This window comes from Mycobacterium sp., assembly GCF_035653355.1.
In the GTDB taxonomy this organism is placed as follows: Bacteria; Actinomycetota; Actinomycetes; order Mycobacteriales; family Mycobacteriaceae; genus Mycobacterium.
In genome coordinates, this window is the sequence record NZ_DASRBZ010000163.1 from 1 (window position 1) to 7,274 (window position 7,274).

Here is a 7,274-nt window from a genome sequence, read left to right on the forward strand (position 1 = left end):
GAGAGACGCTCAGCCGTTGGGAGTGCGGCCAAGATCGGGTCGCGCTGGTCATGTACAACGACCTGTACCCCGACATGGTGATCGGGTGTCTCAAAGCACGCGCCGTCCCGGTCAATGTCAACCACTACTACTCACCGCGTGAGATCCGCGAGCTCCTCGAATACGTGCGACCGCGAGGCGTCGTCTACCACCGCTCGCTCGGTGCACGGTTCGCCGAGGTTTTGCCTGCCGGCGCCGATCTACTGGTGTCGATCGAGGACGGCAGCAGCGTTTCCCCACTGCCGGGCGCCATCTCGCTGGATGATGCCTTGGCGACGTCGGGCACCGACCAGACCATCGGCTCGCCCGACGACCTGATCATGATGTGTACCGGCGGCACGACCGGACGCCCAAAAGGAGTGTTGTGGCGCCAAAGCGACATGTACGTCGCATCTATGACCGGAACCGATCACGCGAGCATGGACGAGATTCACGCGAAGGTGCGCACCGGCGGGCAGCCGTGGTTCGCAATCTCACCGCTGATGCATGCGGCAGGAATGTGGACCGCTTTCTCGGCGATCTTCAACGGCCTGGGCGTCGTTCTGTACGACAACCGCACTAAGCTCGATCCCCGCGTAGTCTGGCAGACCGCGGAACGCGAAAAAGTCGGCATGATCACGATGGTTGGCGATGCCTACGCCGGCCCGCTCGTCGCCGAACTGAAGCGGGGCTCGTATGACTTGTCGTCGCTTTACGCCATCGGTACCGGGGGAGCGGCGACCAACTCGAAATACAAACAAGCGCTGATGGAGTGCCTGCCGCACGTCACGGTCATCGACGGCTACGGATCGTCGGAAACCGGCAACCTGGGATTCGGGCACAGCCGGGGCGGGACGGAGAGCAGTACTTTCGAACTCAGGTCCGGCGGAGTGGTGGTGTCCGCTGACCTCAGCCGGTTCCTGCGGCCCGGCGAGCCAGAGGTGGGCTGGGCAGCGCGGACCGGGCGGATTCCGCTGGGCTACTTCGAGGATGCCGAAGCAACTGAGCGCACCTTCCCGGAGGTTGACGGCCAACGCGTCGTGATATCCGGGGACCGGGCCACCATCGAGGCCGACGGCACCATTCGATTGCTGGGTCGTGATTCGCTGGTCGTGAACACCGGGGGCGAAAAGGTTTTCGTCGAAGAGGTCGAGGAGGTGCTGCGCGCACACCCCGGTATCGCCGATGCGTTGGTGGTCGGGCGTCCGAGCGAGCGGTGGGGCGAAGAAGTCGTCGCGCTGGTCGCGACACGCACTGACTCAGACGGTGACCTCGGCCAGCAGGCGCTGTACAGCTTCTGCGCCGCGCAGCTGGCGCACTTCAAAGTACCCAAGGCGTTCATCTTCGTCGAGCAGATCCAGCGACTCGGCAACGGCAAGCCCAACTACCGATGGGCCAAACGCGAAGCGGCACAAAACACCCTGCAAGGTGCACCATGACGCATAAGGCGATCGATTGTCTGGTCAACGTGCATTTCGGGGAATCCGAAAAGCAGCCCAGCTGGATGCTCAAGGTCCGAGACGACTATTTCAAGGGTCCGAAGTCGATGTTCGAGCCGGTCGAGCTGCCCGAACTGCTCGAGGAAATGGACGAGCAGGGCGTGCAGAAGGCGATCCTGATGGACTCGCTCGCTAATCCGTCGACGACCGCGCGCAAATTCGTTGCGGCCGAACCGGAACGGTTCGCGCTGGCGATGGGCGGAGTCAACCTGCTGCGTCCGGTGCAGCCGCTCAGAGAACTGACCGCGATCGTCAAAGATCTGCCCGTCGCCTATGCCGTGGTGGGACCGAGCTTCTGGGGCGATGGACAGTATGCACCGAGCGACGCCGTCTACTACCCGCTATACGCCAAGTGCGCCGAACTCGACCTCCCGCTGTGCATCAACACCGGTATCCCGGGACCGCCGATCCCCGGCGACGTGCAGCATCCCATGCATCTGGACCGAGTGTGCGTCCGCTTTCCCGAACTGCGGCTGTGCATGATCCACGGAGCCGACCCGTGGTGGGACGTTGCGATCCGGCTGCTGATCAAGTACCGCAATCTTCGCCTGATGACCTCGGCCTGGTCGCCCAAGCGGCTACCGGAAAGCCTCCTGCATTACATGCGAACCCGCGGGCCCGACAAGGTGATCTACGCGTCGGACTGGCCGGTATTGCGCATGCGCCGGGTCGTACCGGAAGCACGGGCCCTGGACCTTCCACCCGAGGTGCTCGACAACTATCTGTACAACAACGCGCAGGAATTCTTCTTCGGGGAACGACAGGAGCAATGACGATGGACCGTTTCGAGCTGCGCAGGCTCGACTACAGCCTGAGCGACGATCACATCGCGCTGCAGACCGCGTACAAGGAGTTCTTCAAAACCCACTGCCCCATCGAATCCGTGCGGGCCGCCGAACCTTCAGGCTTCGACAAAAACCTCTGGGAGCGGTTGTGCGCCATAGGCGCAACGACGATGGCGCTGCCGGAGTCCTGTGGTGGCGACGGCGCGATGCTGGTCGACCTCACCTTGGTCGCCGAGGAGATCGGTCGCTCGCTTGCACCGGTGCCCTGGATCGACCAGGTCTGCACGGCTCGGCTGCTGGCGCGGTTGGGCGAGGTGGAGGGCGACATCGTCGCAGGAACGCAGTTGGCTGCATTGGATCCGCGGGTCGAAAGTGGTGAAGGACCGAGGCTCGTTCCGGCCGGCTCGATCGCCGACCACATCGTCGTCCGCGACGGTGACTCGATTGTGCGCCTGACTTTCGACACCCGGCCGGCGAAGGTAGACAACATCGGTCGGCTACCGATGGCGTGGGTCGATCCGGCCGCCGCCGACACTCGCACAGTAGTGGCCGGTGGATCTGATGCATTGGCCCACTACACACGCGCACTCGATGAGTGGCGGCTCCTCACCGCCGCGGCCGTGGTGGGCATGGTGGAGGAGACGATGACCATCGCTGCAGAGTTCGCCAAGACGCGTTACACGCTCGGCGTGCCGATTTCGACGCTGCAGGGCATCTCGCATCCGTTGGCCAACATGGCGATTACCGTCCAGAGCGGACGCAACCTTGCTCATAGAGCCGCCTGGTTCCTCGACAACGAGCCCGACGAGCGTCCGGAGTTGGCGCCTTCGGCGTTCGTTTTCATGGCCGAGGAGGCAGCGAAGGCAGCCACCATTGCGGTGCATATCCAAGGCGGACTGGGGGTGTCGGCGGAAGCGGCCGCGACGGCGTACCTGGTGCGAGCGCGGGGATGGCCGCTGGCGGGCGGTGATCCCGGCGCGAGCGCACAGCAGATCGCACAACTCGTCGCCGCTCGAGAAGCATAGGTCTAGGAGCACACGATGGACTTCTCTAAAGTCGAACTGTCCGACGACGACAAGGCCTTCCTCGATGAGGCGCAAAAGTTCTTGGCCACGCATGTGACCGAAGAAGTCAGACGCCGCGACCGGGAAACCGGCGACAACTTCGACGAAGGCGTGCACCTGGCGATGGGGGCCGCGGGCTATCTGGAAGCGGAGTGGAAACCGGAATCCGAAGGCGGCTTCAGCCGGCTACGACGCCGTATCTGGGAACTGGAGAAGCGACGGTTTCATGTGCCATGGGTGACCTGGGGAACGACGGCGATGGTCGCGCGCTCGGTGGCGAAATTCGGTTCGCCGGAACTACAAGAGGAAGTGTTGCCGGGAGTGTTCAGCGGCCACATCCGAATGTGTCTGGGCTACACCGAACCCGAGGGCGGCTCTGACGTCGCTACTTGTAAGACCCGTGCCGTGCGTGACGGTGACGATTGGATCATCAACGGCTCCAAGATGTTCACCACTGGCGCGCACAACTGCCAATACGTTTTTCTGATCACCAATACCGACCCGAAAGCGCCGAAACATCAAAGCCTGACAATGTTTCTGGTTCCGCTGAAGTCGCGGGGGATCGAAATCCAGGGCATCCGCACCGTCGACGGCGACCGCACCAACATCGTGTACTACAGCGACGTCCGCGTCCCCGACAAGTACCGGCTGGGCGAAGTCAATGGCGGCTGGACCGTGCTACGCGAGCCGCTCAACGTCGAGCACGGAGCGGTCGCCGCCGCCCCGGATGGTCTGCAGGACACGTCGATCATGATGCACCAGGCGGGGTTCATGGCCGAGGCCGTGGACAAGGCCGCAGGCCGGGTCGGGCAACCGGATACGAATGGCCGTCAACTGTTGGACGATCGATCCGTGGCGTATCGGTTGGGCCGCAGCGTGGCGCGGATGGAGGCGGCGCTGTCCACGCCGAGCATCTTCGGACGTGTCGCCATCGCACAGACTATGCGTGACATTTCGCCGGACCTGATGGACATACTCGGTGCAGCATCAGCTCTGCCATACGGAACCGACGGCGCCGCCGATGACGGTGCCGCCGAATACTGCTACCGCTTCGCGCCGTTGGTGGGCATTTACGGCGGCACACTCGAGGTGTTCCGCAACATGATCGCCCAGCACGTGCTCGGGCTGGGAAAGCCGGCGTATCCACAGAAAGTCTTTTGACGCCGAACGTGTACCGGCGGCGGCCATCCCCGGCGTGTCGCCGCCGCAGGTGCACGCTCGGCGAGGTCAGGTGCTGAGGATGGTCGCAGCGGCGGTGCCGGGCGCGCCGTAGACCTGCGCGAAGCCAACTCGCGGCGTGCCCGGCACTTGACGGTCGCCTGCTTCCCCACGTAGTTGGCGCACTAGCTCATGCACCTGCCGCAAGCCGGACGCCCCGATCGGCTCACCGTTGGCGATTAGCCCGCCGTCGGTATTGACCGGGATCGAGCCGGTGATTTCTGTGGCGCCGTCGGCCAACAACTTTTCTTGCTCACCGTCGGCGCAGAACCCGCATTCGGCCATGTGAATCACCTCTGCGCCCGCATCGGTGTCCTGCAACTGAATAACGTCGACATCGCCAGGACCTACCCCGGCTTTCTCAAACGCTGCGCGCGCGGCGTACACCGTAGGCGAAACGTCTTCGTGCACTGGGGAATAAGTGGTATTCACTTCGTATGCCCCGTAGCGGCGAGTGCGGACTTCTACCGCGCGCACATACACGGGCTTGGAGGTGAACCGGTGTGCGATGTCGGCGCGGCACATGATTGCTGCGGCCGCTCCTTCGTCGGGAGCGCAGAACATGTACTGGGTTAACGGGTAATTCAGGACCGGCGAGCCGAGAATCTGCTCTTCGGTAAGCGGCTTGCGCCGGTACGCGTTGGGATTGAGCGATCCGTTTCGGTAGTTCTTCGCTGCCACTTTGGCCAGCGTGTCGACGGAGACACCGTGGTCGTGCAGGTAGCGATTGGCCTTCATCCCGAAGAACTTAGTGGTGAGGTATTGCCCGTTCTCGGCATACCACCGCGGCATCCCCACCAGCGCGGGATCTTCGGTGAACGCGCCGCGGGGATGCTTGTCCATGCCGACAGCGATCCCGATGTCGCAGTCGCCCAACCGAATCGTGTCTGCGCACAGCTTGGTGGCGCTGGCGGCGGTGGCGCAGGCGTTGAACACATCGGTGAACGGAATACCGGTCAGCCCCACCATCCCGACGATCGCGTCCGGGTTGGCCACCGTCCAGCTGCCACCCACCGCGAACTGGACGTCCTTCCAGTCCAGCCCCGCATCAGCGAGCGCAAGCTGAATCGCGTCGGCGGCCATCTCCATCGCAGACTTGCCTTCGAACCGGCCGAACGGGTGCAGGCCCACGCCGATGATCGCGACGTCATTCATGAGCGCCACTCCTTCTCATCGCTGCCCTCTGCATCGTCGCCGGCGCGGTTCATGCGATGGCTCCCGAGTCCTTTAGTTCGGTGATGCGGTCCCAGCCCATGCCCAGCTCCATGAGGACGATCTCGGTGTGCTCCGATGCCTGCGGTGCCCGGGTCGTCACGAGCGGCTCATGGTTGAACTGGACCGGCCCGCGGACGACCTTGAACGGTGCGCCGCCGCTGGCGAGCTCGACTTCGGTGATCATGTCATTGGCAATGGCCTGCTCGTCCTCGGCCAGGTCGATAAGGCTTTGGAACGGCGCCCATTGGCCTTTCATCGTTTTCAGATGTTTACGCCAATACTCTAAAGGCGTACTGGCAAACGCCTTTGCAATCAGTTCCGCGGCCGCATCGGCGTTTTGTATCAGCAGTAGTACATCGGCGAAGCGCGGATCGTCGGCTGCCTCGGGGATGCCGAGATGCTCGAAGGTATCGCGGATCAAGCCGGTCGGGCTGATGATGCACAAGTTAATCGTGCCGCCGTCGGAGGTTTGGTAGTTGCCCATGAACGGATTCACGGACGGACTCGCTGATCCGGGCATGGCGACGCGCATGACCTCGCCGGTCTCCATCCCCTGCGTCACGCTCGCACCTGCCGCCCACCACGCGGTGCTCAGCAACGACACATCGAGCTCGAGGGCTTCGCCGGTCCGCTCACGGTGCAGCAGTGCGGCCGAGATTCCGCCGGCGATGAACATGCCGCCGATCGAATCGCCAAAGGCCGGGATGCCTTGTGGGAGCGCACCGCCCAGCTCCTCGGGTGTCAGCGCATAACCAATGCCGCTGCGCGTCCAGAATGCTGTGCCGTCATAGCCACCGACGTCGCGTTCAGTCCCCTTGTCGCCGTAGGCGCTGCCGCGGGCATAGACGATATTGGGGTTCACGGCGCGGATGTGCTCGACGTCGAATTTGTTCTTCTGACGCTGTGCGGGCAGGTAGTTGGTCAGAAACACGTCCGAGTCCTTGGCGAGCTCGTAGAGCACCTCCTGGCCGCCCGGAGTGGAGACGTCGATCCCGACGCTGCGCTTGCCCCGGTTTGGATGCTCCATCAGCGGATGCCGGTCGGGGTTGATCTCGACGCCCCCCATGTTGACGAATCCGCGCTGGGTGTCGCCGCGCACCGGGTGTTCGACCTTGATGACGTCTGCGCCCCAGTCGGCGAGGATAGCTCCAGCCGCCGGAACGAACGTGAACTGCGCGACTTCGAGGACGCGAAAGCCCTCCATCACCTTGACCATTTTCGAGACCTACTTCGCATCGAACGTCACTGGTAGCGCCGTGGGGGAGCGGAAGGGCTGGCCATTGATGTGCGGGTCGTCGTCGGTGACCAGCGTGATGTTGCTGAGACGAGTCAGCAGGCATTCCAGCGCTACCCGGGTTTCCATGCGTGCCAAATGCAAACCGAGGCAGGTGTGTTCACCGGCGGCAAAAGAAATATGGGGCATGTGTTTGCGGAAGATGTCGAACTTCTCCGAGTTCTCCCATCGCCGTTCATCA

General features: G+C 63.3%; 7 protein-coding genes. 4 read left to right on the forward strand and 3 right to left on the reverse strand.

Annotation, left to right across the window (positions count from 1 at the left end; translation table 11 throughout):
• The 4 genes from VFA16_RS05305 to VFA16_RS05320 form a co-directional block, all read left to right on the forward strand.
• Positions 1-1,457: AMP-binding protein (locus tag VFA16_RS05305; protein ID WP_324966810.1), on the forward strand; the 1,457-nt coding region annotated here is incomplete at its 5' end.
• Complete coding sequence (locus VFA16_RS05310; protein WP_324966811.1) at positions 1,454-2,290, forward strand: amidohydrolase family protein; 837 nt, start codon at positions 1,454-1,456, stop codon at positions 2,288-2,290. The genes VFA16_RS05305 and VFA16_RS05310, both read left to right, overlap by 4 nt.
• Positions 2,291-2,292: 2 nt before the next feature.
• Positions 2,293-3,327 carry an acyl-CoA dehydrogenase family protein gene (locus VFA16_RS05315; RefSeq protein WP_324966812.1) on the forward strand — a complete coding sequence of 345 codons (1,035 nt, stop codon included), beginning with the start codon at positions 2,293-2,295 and terminating at the stop codon, positions 3,325-3,327.
• A 15-nt stretch (positions 3,328-3,342) separates the two neighbouring features.
• Positions 3,343-4,527 carry an acyl-CoA dehydrogenase family protein gene (locus tag VFA16_RS05320; RefSeq protein ID WP_324966813.1) on the forward strand — a complete coding sequence of 395 codons (1,185 nt, stop codon included), beginning with the start codon at positions 3,343-3,345 and terminating at the stop codon, positions 4,525-4,527.
• Between the two features lie 66 nt (positions 4,528-4,593).
• Here VFA16_RS05320 and VFA16_RS05325 read toward each other — a convergent pair whose 3' ends face one another.
• From VFA16_RS05325 to VFA16_RS05335, 3 genes are all read right to left on the reverse strand, one after another.
• On the reverse strand, positions 4,594-5,739 hold the full coding sequence (locus tag VFA16_RS05325) for a thiolase family protein (protein WP_324966814.1): 1,146 nt from the start codon (positions 5,737-5,739) through the stop codon (positions 4,594-4,596).
• A 49-nt stretch (positions 5,740-5,788) separates the two neighbouring features.
• Positions 5,789-7,003 carry a CaiB/BaiF CoA-transferase family protein gene (locus VFA16_RS05330; protein WP_324966816.1) on the reverse strand — a complete coding sequence of 405 codons (1,215 nt, stop codon included), beginning with the start codon at positions 7,001-7,003 and terminating at the stop codon, positions 5,789-5,791.
• A 21-nt stretch (positions 7,004-7,024) separates the two neighbouring features.
• The coding region (locus tag VFA16_RS05335; RefSeq protein ID WP_324966815.1) for a cytochrome P450 at positions 7,025-7,274 on the reverse strand (250 nt) is incomplete at its 5' end.